Consider the following 23,535-nt stretch of genomic DNA (forward strand, 5'->3'; position numbering starts at 1 on the left):
TTGAACGCACGAAAGGGAGCATCCGCCAAGGATGCTCCCTTTTATAGTTTCCGTAACCGCAGACGAGGGCTCGCCGGCTCAGCGACGAACAAGATGCCGAGCTCGTGCGGATCGGTCTCGTACATCGCCCGTTGCACGAAACGGATGTCCCCGTTCAAGTTGAGCACCTCGAGCTTGATGTACGGTTTATGCAACTGGAGCGCCTCATAGAAGCTGCTCCCGCCCGTGATGATGGTCCCGTTCACTTTGTAGATCGATTCGCCCGGAATGAGCTGCATCGCCTCGCCCGGTGAGCCCGGGAGCGTATCGATGATGACCGCGCCCCGGTTGCCGTTGATGAACACCGGTGTCGTCCCGCGGTTCTCTCGCTTGATCATTTGAAGCGCTAGCTCATACAAGACGAACACGACGAGCAAGCCGTAAGCCGCATACGGCACGTCGATGACGTACGACGCCCCGAACAAACCGAGGGCGACGAGCGCGAGCACGCCGCGATACAGGCTCAGGCGACCGAGGAGCGTCCCTGGCAAGGCCCCGGTCGATAACAGGCTGACCCCGATTGGGATCGGCAAGATGACCGGCACCGGCATGTCGAGACCGAACGACGGTGGCAAAAAGACGACGAGCGGGAAAAACCAAAACCGTTTGACGACGTGTCCGCCGATGAACTGGCCTCGTTTGGACAAGATGAGCGTCGGTGATGTCTCAATCGACCCGTTCCAACGTAAGAGAATCGCTTCCGCCAATGTGACGACGCCGAACACGAGCGCATATACCGGCCACTCGACCTCGGATAGCCGGTCCATCCAGCCCGAGACGGCGCCGTAGTCGACGACGTCACGAAGCGCGACTGCCGTCAGCATGATCAAAAACGGGAACGCCGGGCTGCTGAAACGCGGGTGCATCGTCAAGACGATGAGCGCATACAGCACGCTGAACGTCACGAGCCATTCCCAGTTGACGGTCGTCTCGAGCAAAATCAATGCGGCTGAACCGATGACGGCGAGCAACAGGCTCGGCCATACAAAATGGCGCCAGTCCGACTTCGGCGAACGTCGCCGTGAGCGGAACATGCCCCGCTCCCGTTTGATGCGCGTCATGGATATGTAAGCGAGGGCGACGAGCGTCGCCCAGAGTAGCGGACTACCGATCAAGGTCAACAAAGCAGTAAAACTCATTCGTAGAACGTCCACACTTGTCCAATCCTTTCCCTAATCCTTATTTTGCAGCTTCTTCGAGCGCACGGTTCAATTGGGCATCGTTCGCCTCATCTTGAATCACCTCGAGCAAGCGTGACTCGAGCGCCGACGCCGTCGCCTCATTGACGACCCCGTCTTCCGGCAAATTGTTGTCGGCTTGGAAGTCGCTGACGGCGCGGGCCATCGTGTCGCCGTAATATCCTGGCTGTCCGCCCGGCTCATAGCCGATGCCCGACAAGACCGTATGCAGGTTCGACACCGCCTCGCCGTAGTCGCCGACTTTGAGCGAGTCCGTGTCGGCGAGGATACGGTTGACCCCGAAGTAATCCGGTTGATTGACCTCGACGTCCGGCTCGATACCTTTCTCGTTAATCCAATTGCCGTCCGGCGTGAGCCATTTGCTCGTCGTCAGTTTCAAGTTGCTGCCGTCCTCTAAATCGAACGCCGTCTGGACGACCCCTTTTCCGAACGTCTTGTTGCCGATAATCGTGGCACCGGCCCCTTCTTTGAGCGCCCCGGCCAAAATCTCAGATGCCGACGCCGATCCTTCGTCCGTCAAGACGAACAAGTCGTACGGCTTCGCTTCTCGGGCGCGGCCGCTCTGCGACTCGCGTTCCCCGTCCGCGTTTTCAATTTGGACGACCGGTTTATTCGTCGGGACGAACCCTTCGGTCATCTCGATGACGGCAGGAAGCAAGCCACCTGGGTTCCCGCGCACGTCGATGATCAGGCTATCGATGTCTTCTGACTCGAGCGTCTCAAGCTGCTCCAAAAACTCATCGGCCGTCGGCTCAGAGAACTGGGTCACCTCGATATAGCCGATTTTCTTGCCGTCCTGTTCTTTCACTTCTGAATAGACGGTCTCGATCGGAATCGTATCGCGTGTAATCTCATAGTCGGCCTCTTGGCCGCCGCGACGGATCGTGAGCGTGACGACGGTCCCTTTCTCGCCACGGATGAGTTGGACCGCCTCTTCGACGGCCATCCCTTCAATCGATTCCCCGTCGACCGCCGTGATGACGTCTCCGGCCCGAAGACCCGCTGCTTCGGCTGGTGCGCCTTTGATTGGAGCGACGATTAAGATGTCTTCTCCTTTCTTCTCCAAAGTCGCGCCGATTCCTTCAAAGCTCGACTCGATCGAGTCAGTGAACTGTGACGTCTCTTCGGCGTCGAGGAAGTCCGAGTACGGGTCGTCGAGCGCTCCCGTCATCCCGTCGAGGGCACCGGTCAACAAGTCTTCTTCCGAGATATCCTTTAACGAATGCGTCTCAATCAATTGTCGGACTTGGTCGACTTTGTCCCAGCCTTCCGCTTTCGGTTGAATCGGTAACGCTGTATCGGTGAACGCCATCGTCGCGAGCCCAGCACCGGCACCGGCGACGAACGTGGCACCGGCTAGTAATCCTGCGGTTGTATTTTTCACGGGTAGTCCCTCATTTCTCTTTGTCAGCCTTTCATCCAGTATAGCAAAAAGTTCAGAAAAACGGACGTGTTCCAGAAATTTGGAACACGTCCGTCTCATCAGTAACCGATGTATGGACCCGGGTCGACCGCATTCGGTTGCCCTGGCGCCCATTGTCCGCGATGTAATTCGAAGTGGAGATGCGGGCCTGTCGACCAGCCCGTGCTGCCGAGCGTGCCGACGGTCTGTCCGGCTCCGACCGTTTGCCCCGACGTGACCGTAATCGCGTCGAGATGGGCATAGACGGTCGTCCATACTTCCCCGCCGACGATATGGGACACGAAGACGACGTTGCCGTAACCGGTCGCCGGGGCCGCCTTGATGACGATGCCTGGTGCCGCCGCGACGATCGGTGTCCCGGTCGCATTGACGAGATCGATGCCACGGTGCGACTCCGCCACGCCCGTGAGCGGGTTTTGCCGCGGGCCGAAAGGGCTCGACACGTAGCCGGATACCGGCCGCACGAACGAGGTCGCCGGTCCCGTCACGTTCGTCGGGGTTTCCGCAGGCGGTGGGGTTGTTGGAGCAGGCGCTGGGGCGGTTGGCGCTTTGTCGTCTGTCCGCTTGTCCGCTTCCGCTTTGGCATCTGCTCGTGCTCTCGCCTCTGCCTCGGCTTTTGCCTGCGCTTCTGCTTGTGCCTTGGCCTTCGCTTCGGCCTCGGCGCGGGCGGCGGCTTCCCGCTCCGCTTGGGCGATTGCTTCGAGTTGACCGGCGATGATCCGGCTCTGCTCACTCATGAGCGCCTGTTCTTCTTCACGGCTCATCTTCTCAAGCTCCAGTAGTTCGACTTGTTCGTTCAGTTCCGACAACAAACCCTGCTTTTGTTCGGCGGCGACGTCGAGCGCCTGTTTCGTCACGACGAGTTCCCGCTCTTTCTGTTTAAGGAACGAGAGCTGGGTCCGCTGCCGTGCTTCGAGCGCTTCGAGCCGCTCGACTTCACTCATGTAACTATGTATGAGGTCCCGGTCCTGATCGGCGATCGTCTGCGCGGTCAAGAGCCGCGTTACGAAGTCTCCGAATGAACGGGACTCGAAGACGACTTGGAGATAGGACTGGTCCTCATGTACTTGAAGCACACGAAGACGCTCACTAAGGAGCGCCTTCTGGCTTTCGAGGTACTGCCCTTGGGCAGTGAGTTGATCACGGGTTTCCTCGAGCTCGGTGCGCGCCGCGTCCGCTTCTTCCTGTTGGACGGCGATCTGTTCACTTAAGCCTTCGAGACGTTCATTGACCGCACGGATTTCTGTCGTGACCGCGTCACGTTCCGCCTCGGTGACTTCGAGCTCGGCGTCCGTCTCGTCTTGCGCTTTCTTGGATTCCTCCAATTGATTGGATAAACGATCTTGTCGTGCTTTCAGCGTGTCTTTCTCCGTCGCCCATACAGGCGAGGCAAGTAGCGTCAAACTTAATCCAAGCGCAAGCGAACGTTTCATCCGCCAACTCCTCCTCATATTTAAATTAGATTAGACTTTCAAGAATCGACCGAGCGATGTCGTCGAACCCCAGATCCCGATGAAGGCACCGAGCGCTAAGAGGACGAGTGACACTTGCGTCGTCAAAATCGATGGATCAATCAATTTAAATATATCACTATTCAGTTGATCTAGCGATGGTTGTAAAGCACTATATGCGACGTCATAACCGAAGTAGATGACGGCGATCGGGATGAGCGCACCGAATACACCGAGGAGAAGTCCTTCGATGAAGAACGGCCAGCGAATGAAGCTGTTTTTCGCTCCGACGAGACGCATGATCTCGATTTCGCGACGGCGTGAGAAGATCGTCATCTTGATCGTGTTCGAGATGAGGAACATCGCCATGAGCGTGAGACCGACGATCAACGCAAGTCCGCCGATGCGAATCCCGTTGAAGAAGGCGAACATCTTGTCGATATAGTCCTGTCCATATGTGACCTTATCGACGTTATCAAGTGACTGCACCGAATTAGCGACCTTCTCCGTATTGAGCGGGTCTGACGCTTTGACGATATAGCGGTCGTGGAGCGGGTTGTCCTTCTCGACCGTCCCGTAGGCGTTCGCATCTTCCCCAAGTTGGTTGCGGAAGTTCTCCAGTTCATCCTCTTTCGAGCTGAACGTGACCGATTCGACGCCTGGAATCTGCTCTAAGTTCTCACCGAGCTTCTCGACGTTCGCTTCCTCCGCGGTCCGGGTAACGAATACTTGAATCTCGACGTCGCTCTCGACGTTCTCTGAAATCTCATTGACGTTGAACATGACGAGGGCGAATACCCCGACGAGTAACAAGGTGATGGTAACGGCACTGATGGCCGCGAATGTCATCCAACCGTTGCGTAGTGTTCCCTTGAACCCTTCGCGCAGATGACGTAATCCACTTTTAAATATCATAGCCATATGCTCCTTTCTCTTCATCGCGTACGACTTTCCCGTTCTCGATCGCGATGACGCGATGGCGGATCTTGTCGACGATATCACGGTTGTGGGTCGCCATGACGATGGTTGCACCGCGACGGTGAATCTCTTGGAACACTTCCATGATGCCCCAAGCCGTGTCCGGGTCTAAGTTACCCGTCGGCTCGTCGGCGATGATGAGCTTTGGCTTATTGACGATGGCACGAGCGATCGACACACGCTGTTGCTCCCCACCCGATAGTTCATCCGGATAGTTGCGCGCCTTGTGTTTCAGTCCGACAAGGTTCAACACGTCCATGACCTGCTTGCGCATCGTGTTCGTGTCGGCCTGTACGACTTCGAGAGCGAACGCGACGTTCTCATATACCGTGAGTGACGGTAACAACTTATAGTCTTGGAAGATGACGCCGAGTTGACGGCGTAATTTCGGGACGTGGCGGTTTTTCAACTTGCCGACGTCAATCCCGTCAATCAAAAGAAGACCGCTCGACGGTTTCTCCTCCCGATAAATCATCTTCATAAACGTCGATTTCCCGGCGCCGGATGGTCCGACGACGTATAAGAACTCGCCGTCTTGAATCTCTAACTCGAGGTCATCGACGGCGACGACGCCGTTTGGATATACTTTGCTGACTTTTTGCATCGAGATCATAACGTATTCCCTACCCTTTTTATATATTTTTTATGCATCTATCACGTTTCATGCATCTATGACGAAGACTGGATTAGTTAGTTAAGTGAATATTTTCGTCTAGCCTCTGTTCTACACGATAAGCACTCGTCCTGTCAAGGGACCCTGTTCGTGCCAACCTGACCCAAAAAGGCGACAGGCAATATAGTTCAAGCGCCTTCAATTATAGCAATCGGACTTTTAAATAACCATTACAGGAATGTTTCAGTTGGATGGAGTTCGGTGTGAAATTGTCGCGTTGAAGAATGATTTCACGACTCGGACACAGATGATGAAACGCACATTCAAAAGATACCTGCATCTGTGAATGCTTCCACTGAATCATGGGCGCTTCATATTTAGTTAAAGGAAATGAAGACAAAAAAACCACGAGTCGCCTCGTGGTTCCCTATGATTATTTTTTCTCGGCGAGCCAAGCGGCGACAGCCGTGATTTCTTCTTCGTCCTCAATCACGTTCGCAGGCATAGCGCCTTTCCCGTTTTTGATGACTTCTTCAATTTCACTAGCTGATAGACGTGAACCGACGTCCGAGAGTTTCGGACCGCTCATTCCTTCTAGATTCGCACCGTGGCAAGCCGCACAGTTTTGTGCGTAGACCGCTTCCGCGTCGACCGACGCCGTGTTGGCGCCGTCCCCGTTGCTCGTCGACTCTTCTTCATCGCCACCGCCGCACGCACCGAGCGTGAGCATGGCGCCAAGTCCAATCGCCATCATCCATTTCTTCATAATCAGGTTCCCCTCCTATGTCGTAGAAATAACCTACTTTTACCATTATAGCCGTTATGAACCGCTTTCTAACCTAACTCACGAAAAATACACAAAGATTCCACATGTTAGGGAACGTTGATATAGCGCTTATCGGACGTGAATCCTTGGCCCATCACCTCATGCGCCTCACTGAAGATGAGGAACGCGTCGGGATCGATACGGCGAATGATCTCTTTCAAACGACTCACCTCGTTCTGACGGACGACGACGAGGAGCATCGGGCGGTCGAGACGCGAATACGCCCCGATCGCTTGAATCTCTGTCGCGCCGCGGTCGAGCTCATCGAAGACGGCGCGCGTGATGACGTCCCGTTTCTCCGAGATGACGTACGCCATCTTGTCCTGTGTGAACCCGAGCTGGACAAAGTCGATCATCTTGATCGTAATGAAGAGGGCGATCAGTGCATACAGTCCCGTCGTGAACGAGAACGTGACAGCAGCGACGAGGACGACCGCCCCGTCGAGGATGGCGATACAGAGGTAGAGCGGGATGTGGGTGAACTTATGTAAGATTTGCGCGAGCAAATCCATTCCCCCGGTCGAGGCCCGTCCCCGGAAGATGAGCCCGAGACCGATGCCGACGCCGGCCCCGCCGAAGATGGCCGCGAGCAATGTGTCATTGACGGCCGCACCCGCGTCAATCGCTTCATAAAATAAGATCACGCCCGGTAAAAAAATCGACCCGACGAGTGACTTCACGCCGAAGCCTAGCCCGAGAATCATCCAGCCGACGAGGAGGAGCAACACGTTCGACACGAGCTGGAACGCCCCTGGCGAGATGTTGAACAGCTCGTACGTGATGATCGAGATCCCGCTGACGCCGCCCGAGGCGAGGTTGTTCGGCAATAGGAACAAACTGAACGCCGAAGCGACGAAGACGGACCCGGTCAGTAAATAGATATAGTCTTTGACGATTTGCTTCATTAAAGGTTTTCTCCTCTACATACAACGTGGCCCAAAGACGTCAGTCCTTGAGCCACTTGCATCACATATTTGTCTTGCGGAGGTAAGCGTCGATGAAGCCCATGATGTCGCCATCCATGACGCCGCTCGTGTTCCCGACTTCATAACTCGTGCGGTGGTCCTTGACCATCGCGTACGGGTGGAAGACGTACGAACGGATTTGGCTGCCCCAACCGATGTCTGTCTTCTCGCCGCGGATCTCATCGAGCTTGCGTTGCTGCTCGTCGAGTTCGCGTTGATACAGTTTTGCCTTGAGCATCTTCATCGCTGCTTCGCGGTTCTTGATTTGCGAACGCTCAGCTTGACACGAGACGACGACGCCCGTCGGCACGTGCGTGATCCGGACGGCCGAGTCGGTCGTGTTGATGTGCTGACCGCCGGCGCCTGACGCGCGGTACGTATCGATCCGGAGGTCTTCGGTCTTCACTTCGATTTCGATGTCGTCATTGAATTCCGGCATGACGTCGCACGAAACGAATGACGTATGGCGGCGGCCCGACGAATCGAACGGCGAGATACGAACCAAGCGGTGAATCCCTTTCTCTGCTTTCAAATAGCCGTAAGCGTTATGCCCGACGATGCGAAGCGTGACCGATTTGACGCCGGCTTCTTCGCCCGGAAGATAGTCGACCGTCTCGACTTTCCAGCCTTGCTTGTCAGCGAAGCGCTGATACATGCGGAGGAGCATCGATGCCCAGTCCTGTGACTCGGTACCGCCCGCCCCCGGATGAAGCTCGAGGATGGCGTTGTTGGCGTCGTATGGTCCGTTCAAGAGGATCTCGAGCTCGAACGCGTCGAAATCGGCCTTGAGCGCCGTGACCATCTCTCCTAATTCACTTTGCATCTCGGCGTCCGGCTCTTCTTTGATCAGTTCGAGCGTGACTTCGCCGTCTTCGTGCCCATCGGCGAGCTCTTGGTATTTGTCGACCATCGCTTTAAGCGCGTTCGACTCGTCGATGACTTTCTGCGCCTTCTCTTGGCTGTCCCAGAAGTCTGGGTACGTCATCTCGTTCTCGAGCTCGGCGATTCGGGCCTGCTTCTCTGTCAGGTTGAGCGATTGGCGATAATTCTCGAGGCGTTTCGCCATCGCCTCGAGTTCGTTGCGAATATCTGAAATTTCCATAGTGTAGGTCACCTTTCCGTAGGAAAGAGGCGAGCGGGCTCGCCTCTTTCAAAATTAAGCCTGTTGTTTGCCGTGGCAGTTTTTGAACTTCTTGCCTGAACCACACCAGCACGGGTCGTTGCGCCCGAGCCGTTGGTCTTCCGAGCGACGGACCGGCTTCTTCTTGAGCGGCGTGTCGTCCTTGCCAGACACCGCCACTTCCTCCTCGACGACTTTCTCGCGTCGGAGGTTATCGCCGACTTCGGCACGAAGCACGAAGCCGGTCACTTCTTCGGAGATGGCCGCGTTCATCGCGTCGAACATGTTGACGCCTTCCGCCTGGTACTCGCGGAGCGGATCGTTCTGTCCGTAGGCACGCAAGTGAATCCCTTGACGGAGTTGGTCCATGTGGTCGATGTGTGCCATCCAGTGTGAATCGACGGCACGGAGCACGATAATCTTCTCGAACTCGTTGAAGCGTTCCGGCGGCGCGAGTTGGCGTTTCGCCTCATACTGCGCGTTCGTGCGTTCGCTCAAGAGCTCGATGATCTCCTCGCGCTCTTTGCCGTAGAAGTCCTTGCCTTCGACCGGCTGTTCGAGGGCGAGCGTCTGGTTGGCCCAGTGCGCGAGCTCATCGATGTTCCATTCTTCCGGCACGAGCTCGAGCGGCGTATATTGCGCCACGCCCGTCTCGACCGTCTCTTGAATCATCGAACGGACGATGTCCGTGACCGATTCGTTCTCGAGGATGCTGGCCCGGTCTTTGTACATGACTTTCCGTTGGTCGGCCATGACGTTATCGTAACCGAGGAGCTGCTTCCGGGCGTCATAGTTGTTCCCTTCGACACGTTTCTGGGCCGACTCGACCGCTTTCGAGACCATGCGGCTCTCGATCGGTTGCGTGTCGTCCATGCCGAGGCGCTCCATCATGTTCTGGAGGCTGTCCGTCCCGAAGCGGCGCATGAGCTCATCTTCGAGTGACAAGTAGAACTGGGATTTACCTGGGTCCCCTTGTCGTCCGGCCCGTCCACGGAGCTGATTGTCGATCCGGCGCGACTCGTGGCGCTCGGTCCCGACGATATATAAGCCACCGAGTTCGATGACGCCTTCGCCGAGCTTGATGTCGGTTCCGCGTCCAGCCATGTTCGTCGCGATCGTGACCGAGCCTTTTTGGCCGGCGTTCTCGACGATTTCGGCCTCACGGGCGTGGTTCTTCGCGTTCAAGACTTCGTGTTTGATTTTCTTCTTCGAGAGAAGCTTGCTCAAATGCTCCGACGTCTCGACAGCGACCGTCCCGACGAGGACCGGTTGTCCCGTCGCGTGGGCTGCCATGATTTCTTCGACGACAGCTTTGAACTTACCGTCCATCGACTTGAAGATGAGATCCGAGCGGTCTTCCCGAAGGATCGGTTTGTTCGTCGGAATCGTCACGACCTGCATGTTATAAATGTTACGGAACTCTTCTTCCTCTGTCTTCGCCGTTCCGGTCATCCCGGCCAGCTTTTCATACATCCGGAAGTAGTTCTGATACGTGATCGTCGCGAGCGTCATCGATTCGCGCTGAATCTCGACGCCTTCTTTCGCCTCGATCGCCTGGTGCAACCCTTCCGAGTAGCGGCGTCCGTCCATGACCCGACCGGTGAACTGGTCGATGATCATGACTTGGCCGTCACGGACCATGTAGTCGACGTCATGATGCATGACGGCGTTGGCACGAAGGGCGAGCCCGACGTGGTGGTTGACCGAGACGTGCTCGATCGCGAACAAGTTGTCGATGCCAAAGAACTTCTCGGCGAGGTCGACCCCTTCGTCCGTGAGGAGGACCGACTTCGTCTTCACGTCGACCGTGTAGTCGTCCTCGATTTTGAGCGTGCGCACGAAAGCATCGGCCCGCGTGTAGAGCTCTGTCGATTTCTGGGCCGAACCCGAGATGATGAGCGGGGTCCGCGCCTCATCGACGAGAATCGAGTCAACTTCATCGACGATCGTGAAGTAGAGCTCACGTTGGACACGGTCTTCTTTATAAAGGACCATGTTGTCACGCAAGTAGTCGAAACCGAGCTCATTGTTCGTCGAGTAGGTGATGTCACAGTTGTAAGCCGCTTGCTTCTCGACACGGTCCATGTTCGACACGTTGAGGCCGACCGAAAGGCCGAGTGCGAAGTAGAGCGGTTCCATGAGTTCTTTGTCACGGCGGGCCAAATATTCGTTGACCGTCACGACGTGGACGCCGCGGCCCGTGAGCGCGTTCAAATATACCGGAAGAGTTGCGACGAGCGTCTTCCCTTCCCCGGTCTTCATCTCAGCGATGTCACCGTTATGGAGCACGTAGCCCCCGATGAGTTGGACGCGGTAGTGGCGCATGCCGAGCACACGCTCAGACGCCTCGCGACAGACCGCGAAGGCTTCCGGCAAGATATCATCAAGCGTCTCACCCTTGTCCAAACGCTCCCGGAACTCAATCGACTTCGCCTGAAGTGCTTCGTCAGACAATGCCTTAATCGGTTCGGCGAACGACTCGACGAGGTCGGCCGCTTTTTCTGCTTTTTTCAATACTCGTTTCTGTGGAGCAAATAAATCTTTCAAAAAGTTCGCCATACGCTTTATCTCCTCTGCATTCACTGAAAAATGCATGTTTTTTCCCTAATGTACAGTTTAACCGAAGTGACCCTCGCTTTCAAGGAAAGGCCAAACGAAACGGCCCTCCGAGTTGGAGGGCCGTGTGGTTTCAAGGTTGAATTATTCTGGTTCGATCAAGCCGTATTTCCCGTCTTTACGACGATAGACGACGTTCGTGTTGCCCGTTTCTGCGTCTGAGAAGACGAAGAAGCTGTGACCGAGCATGTCCATCTGAAGAATCGCTTCTTCCGTATCCATCGGTTTGAGCGTGAAACGCTTCGTCCGCACGAGTTCGAGTTCTGCCTCGTCCTCGTCGTAGACGACCACGTCCTCAGGACCTTCGAGTGACTTGAAGTACTCGCCGATACCGCCATCTTTGGCACGTGATTTACGGTTGAGTTTCGTTTTGTGCTTACGGATTTGACGTTCCAATTTATCGACGACGAGGTCGATTGCCGCGTACATGTCGAGGTTTGTTTCCTCAGCACGGAGCAACAAGTTCGGCATCGGGATCGTCACTTCCACCTTTTGCTTCTCATTGTACACTTTCAAGTTGACGTAAGCCGTCTGTGCATCCGTAGGAGTTGTGAAATACCGAGTCAATTTGTCCAACTTTTTCTCGACATAGTCTTGAATAGCTGGTGTGACTTCAATGTTTTCGCCGCGAATGTTATAAATCATCTGAACTCCTCCTTAAAATAACCGCTTGACCCAATGATTCGTCGATTTGGACCGAATCTCCTGCTTCATTTCTGAAAAGAAAGTGGAACCAGGTGGCTCATTTATAGTATACCCCGAATTCAAATCGTTTGAAAACGTTATCATCAGAAAATAATGACAATTTTGTTCCGATTGCGTCGTCTTCAACTTGAATCGGCGGTATAAAAAGAAACTACCCGTTCTGCCCGTTCTTAAACGCGATTTTGATTCGAAGGACGCTATGTAAGGAAAATAAAAAGCCGGCTCCACGAGGGAACCGGCTTACGGCTTGAAATTATAATTTTGTAACGTTAGCCGCTTGTGGGCCACGCTCGCCATCAACGATTTCAAATTCTACCTCTTGACCTTCGTCAAGTGATTTGTAGCCGTCAGTTTGGATTGCAGAGAAGTGTACGAATACGTCTTTGCCGCCTTCTACTTCGATGAATCCAAAACCTTTTTCTGAGTTAAACCATTTTACTTTACCTACCATGTGTAAATCCATTCCTTTCACCATTGAAGAATACAGAGGCTTTCCCTCTATCGGTAATCTTACCACCTTCTTGGAAGCGTGACAAACACTTTCTCATATTTTTGTAAATGAATCGTCTTTTGGCTTACATTGGAATTCTATTTCCCTACTTTTCATATAGAGATATTGAATTTACATATTTTGTGATATATCATGGAAGGGATGATTTAGGTTTGTACGCCATTTGGGCGAGCCGAGCCTGAAAATCTAATACGAAAAGGACGGTGCAGCCATATGCGCCCCTACCATTCCGAGGAAAAGTACCGTATTACGAAGCGGACGGTGGCCATCCTGCCTTGTTATGAGATGTCCGCGCAATCGCGCGTCATTCTCGAGGACGGCTCCGAGATTACGACCCCGCTCCGGCCCTACCAGCTCCTGCAGCTCTCATGCCGCCAGTACAGCAGTTCGATTGAGGAGCGCATCTTCGTCGCCAAGCGCGTCGCCGGCATCAAAGGCAAAGTGCCAGTCGTCATCGAACCGACGTCCGGTCTCGTCTTTTTCCCGACGATGTCCCCGAAGCGACCTGAGTGTGAATGGTACGCCTGGTCGCACGTCCGTGACATCACGAGTGACCCGATCGAGTCGAAAGGCTTGGTCGTCACCCAGAACGGTCACCGGATCACCACGAACGCGACCTCATACGTCCTCCGCAATCAATTGAAAGCGACGGGCGAACTCGTCGCTCGGTTCCAACAATTAAACCAGAGCGCAACGCTCAACTCTTGACCCTTCCGTCGATTCGACGGGAGGTTTTTTTCTGCCGGTTTCGCTTCACTTTTTGAAAAAGAGGTCGATATATTGTTCGAGGTGACAACTATGCAAATCCAAGCCCCCATGACCGCAGCCGTCGCGGTCACAGCCGGTATCCAGACGAATCGCATCTATAAAGCCGAGCTCGTCAAACAGACCGGCCCTGACTCCGGGATCGTCAAAATCAATGGCGAGCACGTCGAGGTCACGTTCGAGGGCGGGCTCCCGAAAACGAACCCGTTCCAACTGACACTCGCCGAACAAGACGGCCAGCTCATCGCGACGATCGTCGTCAAACCTGAGCCGGAGACGCCGGACATGCCGAGCGGTCAACCGGTGAAACTCGATACGAAGATTCAGGCGTTGCTCGCATCGCTCCCGCCCGAGGTCCGGAGTGCCGTCAGCCGTTTGCTCCAATCAGGACGGCTGCCGATGAACGAGGACACGGTGCGTCTGCTCGAGACCGTCTTTAAAGGCGACATGCGAGATGCCGTCCTCTGGCTGAAGACGGTCGAGGCGCCGACGCTCCCGCGTGATGTCGCGCGCGACCTCGCCATCGCGTCATTAGATGAAGCGAGACAACAAATGAAACCACCGCCACCTGACGCGCCGTACCCGCAGAAAGAACGGTTCATCGAACACGTCAACCTGTCGCGTCCCGTCAGCGAGCGCATGACGCCGACGCCGGATACGGTCGACCGGCTCATCAACGAGTTACCCGAGCCACGTCCGACGCGAATTGAACCGCGCGAGGCATTACCACCCGTCCTCGGACGACCGGTGCTCGTCAAGGAAGTGACGACGCATCTCGCGACCGTGACGAACACGTTCCGAAGCGAACAAGTGACGGTGACGAAACAGCTCGGCCAAGTTGCCGCCCTCGTCGAGACGAACCCGCATCAAGCAAGACCCGCTCTCGAGACGGTGTCGACTCGCTTGACGCAACTCATCCAAAAGACGGACGCCTTGTTACATACGAGCGCGACCCAAGAGAAGGCGCTCGTCGCGATGACAGCGAAGCTCGACGTCGCCCTCGGCCTGCTGTCGACGAAACCGGCCGAGAGCGCAGTGCTCATCAAAGAAGTGCGCGCCAGCTTGAACGAGTTCCGGTACGTGCCGAACCACGTCCGGCTCGAATACATCCCGCATCAGGCGACCCGCGCCGGTGAACTGCCGCGCGTCACGCCGTTCAAGGTCGACCCGAACCTATCGGGCCGCGTCATCCAAGAGACGGCGCAGCGCATCCAGGCGTCGACGTTGTCATTGAAAGCCGACGCGGCGACACCCGAGGCACAACGACTCGCCTCGTTCTTCCAAGTCCAACAGACGTTGAACCGGTTGGACGGTGGGCAGCTCCATCAGCTCATCCTTGCCTTGCCGGCGAAAGTCCAAGAGATTGACACCGGCATCCACGTCCATATCCAAAACCGTGAGGCCGGGGACGTCGTCGACTGGGAGAACAGCGTGCTCTACATTCGGCTCGAGACGCCACGGCTCGGCGAGATCGGCGTCAAGCTCGAAGCGATCGACCGGAATCTCCGGCTCACGCTCGAACACGATGACCCGACCGTCGAAGCACTCGCGCGTCCCCTGCTCGGCAACATCGAGACGACGCTCGAGGCGATCGGCTATAAGAGTGTGACGACCCAGTTCCGCCCATTGACGAAGACGGACCGACCGGAGACCGAGCGTCCGACGCTCGAGACGACCGGCTATGATTTCCGTATCTAGGAGGCTGTTATGTATCAACGCATGGATTTGACGAAACGCAAGACGGCTGCCGTCGTCCGCTATGACGAGACGATCGACCGCGCCCCGGTCGTCGTCGCCCGCGGAACGGGCGCCGTCGCCGATAAGATTTTAGACGAGGCGAGATCACGCGGCGTCGCCATCGAGCATGACCATTCGCTCCTTGGCCACCTGCTTGACCTCGACCTCGGGGACGCGATTCCGCCGCAACTGTATGACGTCATGGCCGAAGTGCTATTACTGATTGAAGAACTCGACACCATCAAAGGAGACCCATCATGAACCCGAACCGACTATACGAAATGAGCCCGGAAGAGCTGACGCAAGCGATGCTCCACGCGCTCGTCTATCACTATGAACAAGCCCAGACGGCGACAATCGCCGAACGCAACCGCCATTTGCGCCAAGCGCGCGAACTGCTCGCGAAGCTCCACCAAGGACTTCACGACGGCGGCGGCATCATCTCGGCCCAACTCGATGAGCTTTACTTGTATATGGCCAAATCGAGCCTCGAGGCGTTGATTGAACAAGACATGGACAAAATCGAGGAGCTTCACGGCCTCGCGACCGAGCTCGACCAGACGTGGGCCGAGGCGATCGAGAACGCCCGACTCCAACCCGTACCTTCAGGAGGAAACCGTTATGAAAATTACCAATAACGTGCAAGCACTGAAAGCCTACTCGTCGCTCACGGTCAACCAGGCGACGATGAAGAAGACGATGGATCGCCTCTCGAGCGGTGTCCGCATCAACAAGGCGTCCGACGACGCGGCCGGGCTCGCCATCTCTGAGAAGATGCGCATCCGTCTCGACTCGCTGTCGATGGCCGAACGCAACACCCTCGACGGCATCTCGCTCACGCAGACGCTCGAAGGCGGGATGAGCGAGACCCATTCCCTCCTGCAACGGATGCGCGAGCTGTCGGTCCAAGCGTCGAACGGGACGCTGAGCGGTGATGACGCCAAGGCGATTCAAGACGAGATTGCTGCCCTCACGGATGAAGTGACCCGGATCGCCGAGACGACCGAGTTCAACTCGAAGAAGATCATGAACGGTGACTTTATCGCCGGCAATGAGACACTCTTCTTCCAACTCGGGGCCGGCAGCGGCGAAGGCGTCGTCTTGAACGTCGACGACATGCGCGCCGGCGCGCTCGGAATTGATGGTCTTGACGTGACGACGCAAGGTGGCGCCAATGACGCCATCGCCAAGTTCGATGCCGCGATTCAAAAAGTCTCGCTCGAACGTTCGAAACTCGGCGCCATCCAAAACCGGCTCGAGGCGAATGTGAGCGTCGTCACGATCGGGTCTGAGAACTTGACGGCTTCCGAGTCACGCATCCGCGACGCCGACATGGCACGTGAGATGATGGACTTCGCCCGACTCAACATCTTGAACCAATCCGGCATGGCGATGATCGCCCAATCGAACGCGTTGCCGCAAGGCGTGCTACAATTGTTGAACTAACTTAAGGAAGGACGGATCCCTATGGACATTCGTCGCATCATGGAGACGCAGTCGCTTCACGGCGCCAGTAAGGCGAAACGCCCTGACACCGAGCCCGGCGTCTCGTTCCAGAACGTCATCGGTCAAAAGCGGGAGGACCGCGAGCACGAGCGCTTCCAACGCCAAATCGCGGCCATCCACGAGAAAGGCGAGCTCCTCGCCGAGAGCCAGACGGTCGAGTCGCTCGCTGAATATAAGCAACTCATTAAAGACTTTATGAAAGACGCCGTCGACGCGGCACTCCGCCTCGAGGACAAACGCGGCTTCAACCGCCGCGGCCGCGCCAAGATTTATAAGATTGTCGAACAGGTCGACCAGAAGCTGCTCGCCTTGACCGATCAAGTCATCTCGGGCGAGGCGTCACGTTTGTCGCTCCTCGACCAAGTCGGTGAGATTCGCGGCCTGCTCGTCAACGTATACGTGTGAGGTGAGACAATGGCAGAACATATCTTTTCGAAAAAAGTGAAGTGTCCGTATTGTTTGAAACAGAGCGAGACGCCGCGCGTGCTGTCGCGCCACATCCGGCCGCAGGAAGTCGCGAAGGACGGCTATACGACGTACGATGGCGCCAACCCGTACTTTTATGAGCCGACCGTCTGCAGTCATTGTCATCTCGTCTTCCATGACTCGTTTGACAAGGTACGGAAAAACAATCGCGAGGCGCTCGAGTCGGGCTACTTCGACCGCGTCAACGCCGAGGCGCTCAACGGTGACCGTTCGGCCGAGCACGTCATCCGGCTCTATAAGTTCGCCGTCGTGACGGCCCAATTGAGCGGCCAGAAGCCGTCCGTCGTCGCCATGCTCGGCATGCGGCTCGTCTGGATGTATCGCCTGACGGGGAACGAGGCGTCTGAGAAGGAATGGATGAAGCGGACGCTCGACAAGTACAACGAGGTGCAGGAGGCGTACACGGATCAAATCCGGACCGGCCTCCCGTACGACCAGCTCATGTTGCGGATCGCCGACTTGTCGGCCGCGCTCGGTCTGTATGAGGACGCAAGACGTTGGTACGGCATCTTGCTCGGCAGCAAGGAAGTGTCGGAGCGGATTCGTACCCAGGCCCGGTCACACTGGGAAGACTTTAGAATCGAGCACGCCTAAAAGGGAGAGCCACGGCTCTCCCTTTTCGCATACAAAAAACCGCGCTCATCCACTCACGGACAAACGCGGTCGGTTCTCTTCACGGGTGAACCCCCAAACCGAAAGGAGATATACGCCACATGACTCGCATCAAAACCTAAACAGGGCACCCAAGAACCGACCGCGCGGTGGCGTCTTGCACGGTTCAGTCTCATTATAATGCGGATTTCGCTATTTTACTATTATTTTTATCACGTTCAGATTGGGGTATGGTTAGTAGGAATCCAAAGGAGGTCATTCCATGTTTGAAGCCAGCTATATCGAAACGGTACGCTCAATTTTCCAAGAACAGAAACAGCTCGCCGAGAACGCGTTGAAGCAAGTGAACGACGAGGATATGCATCGTGTGCTCGCGAAAGACACGCTCTCGATCGCGGTCATCGTGCAGCACATCTCGAACAACATGAAATCGCGCTGGACCGACTTTCTGACGACGGACGGCGAGAAGCCGGACCGGAACCGCGACGCCGAGTTCGAGGACCAGCACCAGTCACGCGCCGAACTGATGGCGACGTGGGATGAACGTTGGCAACTGTTGGACGACGTCTTAGCGAGCCTCACGCAAGAAGACCTCGGCAAGACCGTCTTCATCCGCGGTGAAGAGAAGAGCGTCATCTGGGCGATCGAGAAGCAAGTGTCCCACTACAGCTATCACGTCGGACAGATCGTCTATCTCGCGAAGCTGTTCGCCGGTGAGAACTGGAACGTGTTGACGATTCCGTTGCCGCATCAACGGAACGGCTGACGTCTCGTAAGCAATACTTAGAGCACAAACTCGCCCGCTCCTGGCAGACGTTGTCGACGCCTAGAGCGGGTTTTCTAACGGTTAAACAACAGGACTGCTTTCCTGGTCAAGTAGATGGAGACCCGAACGATTGTTCCTTGGCGAGTGTCAGCAACCGTCGTTCAAGTGACCCGTCGAACGGAAACGCACCCGAATCGATTCGCCGTTTCACGTCTGCGATCGTGTTCCAAACATGTGCCACGACATCGTCCGGATAGCCGAACCGGACCCGATTGACGGCAAACTCCTCTTCATCGACAAGCCGCCACTCTCCTCCTCCATCAGCCACAAGGTCGAGGTCTAAATCAATGAACGTGATGACGTCTTCGTTTAGTCGAGGAACGAGCCCGATGTTGCAGTAATGACGAATCGACCCGTCCGTCTCTAAATCGAGTTGGACCGTGAATCCGTCTCGGCGCATGAAACATTCGAGCGAATGTGATTCATACGTATAACAAGCTTGGCGGGTATGGTGTTGCAACGTCCGCCCTGGTCCAGCGTATAGCAGGATGCGTTCGTCATCCTCGTCGATGAGTCGGCTTGTCCATTCGTAATGCAGGCTTCCATCATACTTTTCCACTTGAACGGTGCGTGTTTCACTCATCCCAATTTCCCCTTTTGCGATATCGATTACTTTCATCATGTCTGAAGCTGAAGAGAGAGACAACTCATTTATGGATAATCCATACAAGAACGGCCGCACCAGTTCCCTGGAGCGACCATTGCTTATTTCTCGACGTTGATTGTATATTCGTAACGGGATTCCCCGATCGACTGATAGTTCTCGTCAGATGGGCCGTCGATGACAACTTTCACTTCCGCCAACTCTTCCGGCATCGCTTTGACGAAGAACAGTACGTTCCCTTCCTTCTTCACTTTGCCGAGAAACTCCCCGCCGACGTCATCAGAGAACCACAAGTCCGCTGATACTTGTTCACCCGTATTCGTCACGAGCGTCGCTTGATCCGGATAAAAATTGACCGTCTCATCAATCGTGTTCTCAACGATCATATTCATTGCGACGACCGTCACTTCTTCTTGTCCGTCGAACGAATCGCGATACATCTCGTTCACCGTGAGCCGTGACGTCTGGACCTTATCGATGGCGAAGTTGACGGAGCCGATCGTCTCTTTGATGTCGAGCGCCTTGTTCTTCATGTAAATCTGATTCGAGCCGAGCTCACTTTCCTGAACTTCCTCATCTGTTGTTGATTCTGGAGCCGGTTCTTCCGTCTTCTCTGCCTCGACGACTTCCTCCGTATCGGTCGCGGTCGTCTTCAGTTCATCGGCTTCCCCGCAGCCGACAAGCAGTGTCATTGGCAAGGCTAGCAACAATCCGTATCGTTTCATGTTCATCTTAACTCTCTCCTTTTTCGTATGAGTGGTGGTTGATAAGATGAGCATACTGGATTGTCTAGCCTGACCGGTGTAAGAAAAAGTTGAAGGTTATCACCCTGAACAAATAAAAGTCAAGGTCATGGAAACGACCTTGACTTCGACTGATTTATCCTCTTGATTTGAGCTCTTCTTCTTCATACGGATCGGGACCGTCTTCGATCGGCGCATCGTCCTCGACATACGCCTCAAGTTTCGGGTCGCGTTCCACATACTCATCGTACGCCCCTTCTGGACCGTAGACGAAGTAACGACGGTCTTTCGCTGACTCAGGTTTCACTTTTTTCTCACTCATCTCGTTTCCCTCCCCTTTCCAGAAAAGAAGCAACGGTTACAGTGGTATTTACCCGATTTTATACGAAAACAGACGTCTTTGCATCCTCACATCTAGATTGAAACTTTTTCCAAATCAAATCGTATAAGAAACCAACAAGCGATAGAAAGGACGATCTAGATGGCTTTTTTGAAGCGAGGATTGGTTCGCGGTGTGACGTGGTTTGCGGTGTTCGGGGTGCTTGCCGGGTTTCAGTGGTGGAGCGGAAATCAAGATGGTGTGACCAACATGCTCGTCTATGGCGGGATGGCATTTTTCCTCGGTCTGACGAGTGTCATCTATGAAGTGAGACGTTGGTCGTTCCCGAAACAGATTTTCATTCATTGGGCCACGATGCATGTAACGATTCTGCCGCTCGTCATATTCAGTGGTTTTCTGCCGGTGACGTCACTGCAAGACGCTTTAGTCACGTATTTAAAATTCAATGTGAGCGGTCTGATTTTGTTTACCTTGTCTAGAATACTGTTGAAAATACGACGGCAAGTCAAAGCTTCATAAACGAAAACAGCTCGAAGGCGCGCCTTCGAGCTGTTTCATGTCTGTTGGTCGAATAAACCCGAGAAATTCGAATCGACGTCTTCGTATGGGTCGACGTATGATTTGACGGTCTTCCGTTCTTGCCGCGCCGTCCCGAGCGTCATCCCGAGCCGTTGATGTTCCGCCTCGATTAAGCGTGCAATCTGTTGACTGTCATCGACGAGCTGACGAATCACGGTCTGGTCGGCATCCTTCAAGTCCGGTCCATGAGCCGCGAGCAATTGCTCACGGTCGTCTAGCAACTCATGGATTTGGTCCATCCATGTGTCGTACGTCGGTTCTTCCGGGACTTTCGCCAACAAATCCTTTAATCGTTGCGTTTTGAAGATAATTTCATCGATAGGTCTCATGCTTGCTTCGCGAGTTTCATCGCTTCCTTCCACGTGTCGCGGAGCTCCGTCGTGAAATCGAGTACTTCGTCGAGGATCGTCGTATCGTTCTTGACGTTCGCATCGACGAGACGACGCCACATGTATTCATAAAGCGCATCCAAGTTTGCCGAGATGGCGACATCCTTATTCAACGTCAAACGCATCTCCTGGAAGATAGCTTGCGTCTTCTGGATGTTCGTGTTCTTTAAGTCTGGATTTCCTTGCTCGATGGCGAGTTTGGCGAGGCGCATGAACTTGAGCGCTCCGTCATAAAGCATGAGCGTCAGTTCCTGTGGGTTTGCGGTCGTGACCGCGTTGTTTTGATATGCTGCATATGGATTGGCTACCATTTAAATTCCTCCTCTTACATGCCTCCGCCTAAGAACTGTTGCAATGAGGCGGCTTGCGAGTTCGCCTGATTCATCGCCGTTTCCATCGCTGCGAAGCGACGGTAGTAGGCGTTTTCTTTATTTACAAGTAAGTCATTCAAGCGCTGAATACGTGTATCTATCGCAGTCATCTCACGCCCCATTGAATACGTCGGAGCACCGGCACCGTCAGCACCAGCAATCCGAGTAATCGACGATCTCGATGAAACAGCTGTATCACGAATTTGTGGGAGTAGTCCACTCTCAGCATTAGTGAATAGTTGGTACACCTGATCTGGGTCTTTTTCGATGGCGGCTTTGAGTTTCTCTTCGTTTAGCTCGATTTTTCCACCATTTGTGAAGTCAGCTCCGGTCGAAAGACCAATCTGGAATAGCTGTTTCATCGTATCGTCATTCGTGGAAGACGCAGTCATGGACCACTTACTGCGTAATGTATCCATGGCACTGCGAACAATCGTATCTCCACGAAGCATTCCGCTCATTGCTTTCTCTTCCCACTTTTTGATTTCATCTTCAGACAGTTCCCCGCGCTGTGCTTGAGTAAGCGGTGCAAAAGAACGAAAACGGTCTTCTTTGACTTTTTTGTTCATCAAATCAATTGTTTCGTTGTACTTATCGACAAAGCCTTTAATATTATCGAAAACCTTTTGAGTATCAGTTGCGGCTGAGAGCGTGACTGCGCCTGATGCAAATTCAGATTTCAGAGTAACGGTCATATTATCAATCGTGACAGTATTTGAGCTTTGTTTCATGTCAATTCCATTAACAACAAATTCTGCATCTGCACCTTTAATCGGTAGAGATGTATCTGCAATTCGAAACGCTAACTTCGTGGTTGTATCAAATTCAATAATTTGATTTTCTCCAGTCTGTTTTTGAGTAATCGACATTTTGCCTGAGACAGGTTCAAAAAATGCAGAAATCCCTGTATCTTTTCCGTTTAAAGCAGCGACCAAATCTTGCATTGTCGCATCTTCTGAGACTTTAATCGTTTTAAAATCTCCATCTACGCTCGTTCTAATCTGAATCTGATAGCCTGATTCATACGTACTAGTCGTGCCTGCTGCAAAGTCAGATCCATCGTTCATTGTTAACTTTCCAGTTGTTTCGTTATACGTATATAACTCTGCAGCAATCGTGTCACCACTAGCTGTTTTTAAGACAATACTTTCTGCAGCTTTTGGTTTGGGTGTGATTTCCCACTCTTTCACTGCAGTTTCTAACTTTATTTCTTGAGTCGCAACTTGCAACTCCATGTCTGCTATTTTAGTTGCGTTCGTTACATTTACTCCGTTTTTGTCTTTAGGGATGACAACTTGAGTCGCAGCTGTCGCCAGCTTTGAAACAGATTCAATTTGAATTGCGGTGTTCCCACTTGATGGCCCAGCTACCACAGAAACACGTGAATCATCAGAGGAGCTAGATGTTTTCGCATAAAAATTACGGCTAAACATAAGATCAACTGCACTATTGCGTAATGTCATAAGTGAACGGTTAATTTCACGGTAGGCATCTCGTTTCCATTCAGTCGTCTGTTTCTTTTGTTCAAGTTTATCGACTGGTAATCGTTCTGCTTGCATCAATTGTTTGATAATTGTATCAGTATCGATTCCACTAGCAAGTCCACCAAATCTAATAGGTGTTGTCATGATGTACCTCCTTTATATACGTTCATCGAAGAGCTGATTGAATTCCATAAATGCCGCGAAGAAGTCAAGCGACTTCTTGCTTGGGATTTCACGGATGACTTCGTTGTTCATATCAACGATTTGAATATAGTAGTCGTTTAATTTTTCATGTTTCATAAATTTCAAACCGGTACGTTGTTGATCTAGCACTTGGTTCGCCTTCTCGACAGCTGCCTCTAACTTTGTCACGTGTTGAGGCGTCGGGAGAATTACGATGCCTTCGTCGGCGAGGGTCTTTTGATTCGCTTCGACGAACACGTTTTTCGTTTGTTCATACGGCAAGACAGAAGAAGGTAGGTGAAGCCGGACTTCAGAGATAATTGGATTCATAAGCTGTCACACCTCATTATGATTTCTTCATTATCTATATCGGCATCAGATTCGTAATCTTCAATATTATCACGTTCACTAATTCGTCTAATCTTAAGTAGAAACAAAAGAATACTGTGAAACCAGTTGGGTAT

At 53.8% G+C, this 23,535-nt stretch carries 27 protein-coding genes; 9 read left to right on the forward strand and 18 right to left on the reverse strand.

Annotated elements, in window-relative coordinates; genetic code table 11:
- Positions 1-41: 41 nt before the first annotated feature.
- The 11 genes from KNP68_RS07000 to cspD all read right to left on the reverse strand — a co-directional run bounded on the left by KNP68_RS07000 (position 42) and on the right by cspD (position 12,386).
- Entirely contained in the window at positions 42-1,178 is a 1,137-nt protein-coding gene (locus tag KNP68_RS07000) for a PDZ domain-containing protein (RefSeq protein ID WP_214799150.1), read from the reverse strand.
- 40 nt (positions 1,179-1,218) lie between these two features.
- Positions 1,219-2,622: a S41 family peptidase gene (locus tag KNP68_RS07005; RefSeq protein WP_214799151.1), complete on the reverse strand. Its 1,404-nt coding sequence runs from the start codon at positions 2,620-2,622 to the stop codon at positions 1,219-1,221.
- A gap of 98 nt (positions 2,623-2,720) precedes the next feature.
- The gene (locus tag KNP68_RS07010) at positions 2,721-4,094 is read right to left on the reverse strand and encodes a murein hydrolase activator EnvC family protein (RefSeq protein WP_029595038.1); all 1,374 of its coding nucleotides are present in this window, start codon (positions 4,092-4,094) and stop codon (positions 2,721-2,723) included.
- 30 nt (positions 4,095-4,124) lie between these two features.
- On the reverse strand, positions 4,125-5,027 hold the full coding sequence (gene ftsX, locus KNP68_RS07015; RefSeq protein WP_131472317.1) for a permease-like cell division protein FtsX: 903 nt from the start codon (positions 5,025-5,027) through the stop codon (positions 4,125-4,127).
- Positions 5,017-5,703 (reverse strand): cell division ATP-binding protein FtsE, encoded by a 687-nt coding sequence (gene ftsE / locus KNP68_RS07020; RefSeq protein ID WP_021065417.1) that lies wholly within the window; start codon positions 5,701-5,703, stop codon positions 5,017-5,019. The genes ftsX and ftsE overlap by 11 nt, the downstream gene beginning before the upstream one ends.
- Before the next feature lie 433 nt (positions 5,704-6,136).
- Positions 6,137-6,469: a cytochrome c551 gene (cccB, locus tag KNP68_RS07025; RefSeq protein ID WP_021065416.1), complete on the reverse strand. Its 333-nt coding sequence runs from the start codon at positions 6,467-6,469 to the stop codon at positions 6,137-6,139.
- Positions 6,470-6,576: 107 nt separating this feature from the next.
- Positions 6,577-7,434, reverse strand: coding sequence for a YitT family protein (locus tag KNP68_RS07030; protein ID WP_214756749.1), 858 nt, complete (start codon positions 7,432-7,434; stop codon positions 6,577-6,579).
- A gap of 61 nt (positions 7,435-7,495) precedes the next feature.
- Complete coding sequence (gene prfB / locus KNP68_RS07035; RefSeq protein WP_214756750.1) at positions 7,496-8,596, reverse strand: peptide chain release factor 2; 1,101 nt, start codon at positions 8,594-8,596, stop codon at positions 7,496-7,498.
- A 54-nt stretch (positions 8,597-8,650) separates the two neighbouring features.
- A complete protein-coding gene (secA, locus tag KNP68_RS07040) occupies positions 8,651-11,173 on the reverse strand; it encodes a preprotein translocase subunit SecA (RefSeq protein ID WP_214799154.1) in 2,523 nt (840 codons plus the stop codon).
- A gap of 141 nt (positions 11,174-11,314) precedes the next feature.
- Positions 11,315-11,875 carry a ribosome hibernation-promoting factor, HPF/YfiA family gene (hpf, locus tag KNP68_RS07045; protein ID WP_021065412.1) on the reverse strand — a complete coding sequence of 187 codons (561 nt, stop codon included), beginning with the start codon at positions 11,873-11,875 and terminating at the stop codon, positions 11,315-11,317.
- Positions 11,876-12,188: 313 nt separating this feature from the next.
- Positions 12,189-12,386, reverse strand: a complete 198-nt coding sequence (gene cspD, locus KNP68_RS07050; protein ID WP_021065411.1) for a cold-shock protein CspD — start codon at positions 12,384-12,386, stop codon at positions 12,189-12,191.
- A gap of 273 nt (positions 12,387-12,659) precedes the next feature.
- Between cspD and KNP68_RS07055 the strand changes: the two genes are divergently transcribed.
- From KNP68_RS07055 to KNP68_RS07090, 8 genes are all read left to right on the forward strand, one after another.
- Positions 12,660-13,154 (forward strand): competence protein ComK, encoded by a 495-nt coding sequence (locus KNP68_RS07055; RefSeq protein ID WP_029595033.1) that lies wholly within the window; start codon positions 12,660-12,662, stop codon positions 13,152-13,154.
- 90 nt (positions 13,155-13,244) lie between these two features.
- Positions 13,245-14,909 carry a hypothetical protein gene (locus tag KNP68_RS07060; RefSeq protein WP_251131474.1) on the forward strand — a complete coding sequence of 555 codons (1,665 nt, stop codon included), beginning with the start codon at positions 13,245-13,247 and terminating at the stop codon, positions 14,907-14,909.
- A gap of 9 nt (positions 14,910-14,918) precedes the next feature.
- Complete coding sequence (locus tag KNP68_RS07065; RefSeq protein ID WP_131472867.1) at positions 14,919-15,209, forward strand: EscU/YscU/HrcU family type III secretion system export apparatus switch protein; 291 nt, start codon at positions 14,919-14,921, stop codon at positions 15,207-15,209.
- A complete protein-coding gene (locus KNP68_RS07070; protein WP_029595030.1) occupies positions 15,206-15,586 on the forward strand; it encodes a flagellar export chaperone FliS in 381 nt (126 codons plus the stop codon). Before KNP68_RS07065 ends, KNP68_RS07070 begins: the two co-directional genes overlap by 4 nt.
- On the forward strand, positions 15,570-16,394 hold the full coding sequence (locus KNP68_RS07075) for a flagellin N-terminal helical domain-containing protein (protein WP_131472868.1): 825 nt from the start codon (positions 15,570-15,572) through the stop codon (positions 16,392-16,394). Before KNP68_RS07070 ends, KNP68_RS07075 begins: the two co-directional genes overlap by 17 nt.
- 21 nt (positions 16,395-16,415) lie before the next feature.
- On the forward strand, positions 16,416-16,859 hold the full coding sequence (locus tag KNP68_RS07080; protein ID WP_131472869.1) for a YaaR family protein: 444 nt from the start codon (positions 16,416-16,418) through the stop codon (positions 16,857-16,859).
- Between the two features lie 9 nt (positions 16,860-16,868).
- The gene (locus KNP68_RS07085) at positions 16,869-17,534 is read left to right on the forward strand and encodes a DUF2225 domain-containing protein (protein WP_131472870.1); all 666 of its coding nucleotides are present in this window, start codon (positions 16,869-16,871) and stop codon (positions 17,532-17,534) included.
- A gap of 280 nt (positions 17,535-17,814) precedes the next feature.
- Positions 17,815-18,318 carry a DUF1572 family protein gene (locus KNP68_RS07090; RefSeq protein ID WP_131472871.1) on the forward strand — a complete coding sequence of 168 codons (504 nt, stop codon included), beginning with the start codon at positions 17,815-17,817 and terminating at the stop codon, positions 18,316-18,318.
- Positions 18,319-18,424: 106 nt separating this feature from the next.
- Here the strand turns inward: KNP68_RS07090 and KNP68_RS07095 are convergent, their stop codons facing one another.
- The 3 genes from KNP68_RS07095 to KNP68_RS07105 form a co-directional block, all read right to left on the reverse strand.
- Positions 18,425-18,961 (reverse strand): DUF402 domain-containing protein, encoded by a 537-nt coding sequence (locus KNP68_RS07095; protein WP_214799158.1) that lies wholly within the window; start codon positions 18,959-18,961, stop codon positions 18,425-18,427.
- 122 nt (positions 18,962-19,083) lie between these two features.
- Positions 19,084-19,713, reverse strand: coding sequence for a hypothetical protein (locus KNP68_RS07100; RefSeq protein WP_214799160.1), 630 nt, complete (start codon positions 19,711-19,713; stop codon positions 19,084-19,086).
- A 148-nt stretch (positions 19,714-19,861) separates the two neighbouring features.
- Positions 19,862-20,047, reverse strand: a complete 186-nt coding sequence (locus KNP68_RS07105) for a hypothetical protein (RefSeq protein ID WP_214760504.1) — start codon at positions 20,045-20,047, stop codon at positions 19,862-19,864.
- Positions 20,048-20,206: 159 nt separating this feature from the next.
- Here KNP68_RS07105 and KNP68_RS07110 point away from each other — a divergent pair, with 159 nt between their 5' ends.
- The gene (locus KNP68_RS07110) at positions 20,207-20,584 is read left to right on the forward strand and encodes a DUF3021 family protein (RefSeq protein ID WP_214799162.1); all 378 of its coding nucleotides are present in this window, start codon (positions 20,207-20,209) and stop codon (positions 20,582-20,584) included.
- 35 nt (positions 20,585-20,619) lie between these two features.
- On the opposite strand, the gene KNP68_RS07115 is transcribed toward KNP68_RS07110, so the two are convergent.
- The 4 genes from KNP68_RS07115 to KNP68_RS07130 are packed head-to-tail and all read right to left on the reverse strand — an operon-like array spanning position 20,620 to position 23,401.
- The gene (locus KNP68_RS07115) at positions 20,620-20,973 is read right to left on the reverse strand and encodes a flagellar protein FliT (RefSeq protein WP_029595022.1); all 354 of its coding nucleotides are present in this window, start codon (positions 20,971-20,973) and stop codon (positions 20,620-20,622) included.
- Positions 20,970-21,344 (reverse strand): flagellar export chaperone FliS, encoded by a 375-nt coding sequence (fliS, locus tag KNP68_RS07120; RefSeq protein WP_214799164.1) that lies wholly within the window; start codon positions 21,342-21,344, stop codon positions 20,970-20,972. Before fliS ends, KNP68_RS07115 begins: the two co-directional genes overlap by 4 nt.
- Positions 21,345-21,358: 14 nt before the next feature.
- Positions 21,359-23,032, reverse strand: coding sequence for a flagellar filament capping protein FliD (gene fliD / locus KNP68_RS07125; RefSeq protein ID WP_214799165.1), 1,674 nt, complete (start codon positions 23,030-23,032; stop codon positions 21,359-21,361).
- Between the two features lie 12 nt (positions 23,033-23,044).
- Complete coding sequence (locus tag KNP68_RS07130) at positions 23,045-23,401, reverse strand: flagellar protein FlaG (RefSeq protein ID WP_214799167.1); 357 nt, start codon at positions 23,399-23,401, stop codon at positions 23,045-23,047.
- Between the last annotated feature and the right edge of the window lie 134 nt (positions 23,402-23,535).

The sequence above is a fragment of the Exiguobacterium sp. s50 genome (assembly GCF_018618175.1).
In the GTDB taxonomy this organism is placed as follows: domain Bacteria; phylum Bacillota; class Bacilli; order Exiguobacteriales; family Exiguobacteriaceae; genus Exiguobacterium; species Exiguobacterium chiriqhucha.

What these genes read in the sequence shown, in the direction of transcription:
- KNP68_RS07070 (WP_029595030.1), top strand. Translation starts at nt 15,206, where the DNA reads ATGAACCCGAACCGACTATACGAAATGAGCCCGGAAGAGCTGACGCAA.
- KNP68_RS07010 (WP_029595038.1), bottom strand. Translation starts at nt 4,094, where the DNA reads ATGAAACGTTCGCTTGCGCTTGGATTAAGTTTGACGCTACTTGCCTCG.
- ftsX (WP_131472317.1), bottom strand. Translation starts at nt 5,027, where the DNA reads ATGATATTTAAAAGTGGATTACGTCATCTGCGCGAAGGGTTCAAGGGA.
- KNP68_RS07060 (WP_251131474.1), top strand. Translation starts at nt 13,245, where the DNA reads ATGCAAATCCAAGCCCCCATGACCGCAGCCGTCGCGGTCACAGCCGGT.
- fliD (WP_214799165.1), bottom strand. Translation starts at nt 23,032, where the DNA reads ATGACAACACCTATTAGATTTGGTGGACTTGCTAGTGGAATCGATACT.
- fliS (WP_214799164.1), bottom strand. Translation starts at nt 21,344, where the DNA reads ATGGTAGCCAATCCATATGCAGCATATCAAAACAACGCGGTCACGACC.
- prfB (WP_214756750.1), bottom strand. Translation starts at nt 8,596, where the DNA reads ATGGAAATTTCAGATATTCGCAACGAACTCGAGGCGATGGCGAAACGC.
- cspD (WP_021065411.1), bottom strand. Translation starts at nt 12,386, where the DNA reads ATGGTAGGTAAAGTAAAATGGTTTAACTCAGAAAAAGGTTTTGGATTC.
- KNP68_RS07055 (WP_029595033.1), top strand. Translation starts at nt 12,660, where the DNA reads ATGCGCCCCTACCATTCCGAGGAAAAGTACCGTATTACGAAGCGGACG.
- KNP68_RS07000 (WP_214799150.1), bottom strand. Translation starts at nt 1,178, where the DNA reads ATGAGTTTTACTGCTTTGTTGACCTTGATCGGTAGTCCGCTACTCTGG.
- KNP68_RS07095 (WP_214799158.1), bottom strand. Translation starts at nt 18,961, where the DNA reads ATGAGTGAAACACGCACCGTTCAAGTGGAAAAGTATGATGGAAGCCTG.
- KNP68_RS07115 (WP_029595022.1), bottom strand. Translation starts at nt 20,973, where the DNA reads ATGAGACCTATCGATGAAATTATCTTCAAAACGCAACGATTAAAGGAT.
- KNP68_RS07085 (WP_131472870.1), top strand. Translation starts at nt 16,869, where the DNA reads ATGGCAGAACATATCTTTTCGAAAAAAGTGAAGTGTCCGTATTGTTTG.
- KNP68_RS07090 (WP_131472871.1), top strand. Translation starts at nt 17,815, where the DNA reads ATGTTTGAAGCCAGCTATATCGAAACGGTACGCTCAATTTTCCAAGAA.
- KNP68_RS07130 (WP_214799167.1), bottom strand. Translation starts at nt 23,401, where the DNA reads ATGAATCCAATTATCTCTGAAGTCCGGCTTCACCTACCTTCTTCTGTC.
- cccB (WP_021065416.1), bottom strand. Translation starts at nt 6,469, where the DNA reads ATGAAGAAATGGATGATGGCGATTGGACTTGGCGCCATGCTCACGCTC.
- secA (WP_214799154.1), bottom strand. Translation starts at nt 11,173, where the DNA reads ATGGCGAACTTTTTGAAAGATTTATTTGCTCCACAGAAACGAGTATTG.
- KNP68_RS07075 (WP_131472868.1), top strand. Translation starts at nt 15,570, where the DNA reads ATGAAAATTACCAATAACGTGCAAGCACTGAAAGCCTACTCGTCGCTC.
- KNP68_RS07110 (WP_214799162.1), top strand. Translation starts at nt 20,207, where the DNA reads ATGGCTTTTTTGAAGCGAGGATTGGTTCGCGGTGTGACGTGGTTTGCG.
- hpf (WP_021065412.1), bottom strand. Translation starts at nt 11,875, where the DNA reads ATGATTTATAACATTCGCGGCGAAAACATTGAAGTCACACCAGCTATT.
- ftsE (WP_021065417.1), bottom strand. Translation starts at nt 5,703, where the DNA reads ATGATCTCGATGCAAAAAGTCAGCAAAGTATATCCAAACGGCGTCGTC.
- KNP68_RS07100 (WP_214799160.1), bottom strand. Translation starts at nt 19,713, where the DNA reads ATGAACATGAAACGATACGGATTGTTGCTAGCCTTGCCAATGACACTG.
- KNP68_RS07105 (WP_214760504.1), bottom strand. Translation starts at nt 20,047, where the DNA reads ATGAGTGAGAAAAAAGTGAAACCTGAGTCAGCGAAAGACCGTCGTTAC.
- KNP68_RS07080 (WP_131472869.1), top strand. Translation starts at nt 16,416, where the DNA reads ATGGACATTCGTCGCATCATGGAGACGCAGTCGCTTCACGGCGCCAGT.
- KNP68_RS07065 (WP_131472867.1), top strand. Translation starts at nt 14,919, where the DNA reads ATGTATCAACGCATGGATTTGACGAAACGCAAGACGGCTGCCGTCGTC.
- KNP68_RS07030 (WP_214756749.1), bottom strand. Translation starts at nt 7,434, where the DNA reads ATGAAGCAAATCGTCAAAGACTATATCTATTTACTGACCGGGTCCGTC.